The organism is Bartonella sp. TT110JLCBS, assembly GCF_042193405.1.
Lineage (GTDB): Bacteria > Pseudomonadota > Alphaproteobacteria > Rhizobiales > Rhizobiaceae > Bartonella.
Map to the genome: position 1 here is coordinate 1 of NZ_JBHILT010000157.1, position 869 is coordinate 869.

At 38.3% G+C, this 869-nt stretch carries 1 protein-coding gene; it reads left to right on the plus strand.

The features are described from left to right. Positions 1 to 46 precede the first annotated feature (46 nt). Positions 47 to 769, plus strand: a complete 723-nt coding sequence (locus ACFILW_RS10155) for a hypothetical protein (RefSeq protein WP_375685774.1) — start codon at positions 47 to 49, stop codon at positions 767 to 769. Positions 770 to 869 lie beyond the last annotated feature (100 nt).

Here is an 869-nt window from a genome sequence, read left to right on the forward strand (position 1 = left end):
TGATTCACGCCACGGGTGAATTGTACGCAAATCAAGGAAATAAACCATGAAAAAGAAATACGAACTTACTGATGAAACAATTCAGTTTGATGGAAAAACTCTTCACCGTATTCGTGCTTTAAGGGATTTTGATGATGTCAAAAAAGGAGATCTTGGTGGTTTTATTGAAAAGGAATATAACTTAGGTCATAAAGGTAATTGCTGGGTGTATGATGATGCCAAGGTGCTTGAAAGCGCTACCATTTTTCATAATGCCAAGATATTTGATGGCGCCTGTATTAGTGGAAATGCTTCAGTTTATTCTGATGCACAAGTTTACAGTCGTGCTGTTGTTTACGGTAATGCAGAGGTTTCTGGTAGTGCACATGTTTTTGGTGATGCTGTTGTTCGCGACAAATCTCATGTTTGCGGTGATGCAGAAGTTTACAATGACGCACGTATTTATGGTGACGCAGAAGTTTTTGAGAATGCACGAATAAAGAATAGTGCCCGCATTTACGACAATGCTCGTGTATATGGGAACGCAATAATTTGTGGTCCTGCTCTCATTTATAACAATGCTAAAGTTTATGGTGATGTCATTATATCATGCTCCAATTTCACGTATGAGGATGATATTAATTATGGAAATGTTGAGATTTTTGGAGATGCAAAAGTTTATGATAGTGCTCGCATTTATGACGCAGTCAAGATCTTTAGAAATGCCGAAATTCGTGGATTAGCTAATATTCGCGGAAACACGAGAATTCCTCAAGACATAAAAATTTAACAACCAACCAGCCTTTTAACACAAGCGTGATTCACGCCACGGGGGAATTGCGCGCAATGTAGGAAATCAAGATGAGTGAACAAAACACTAACCTAATAGA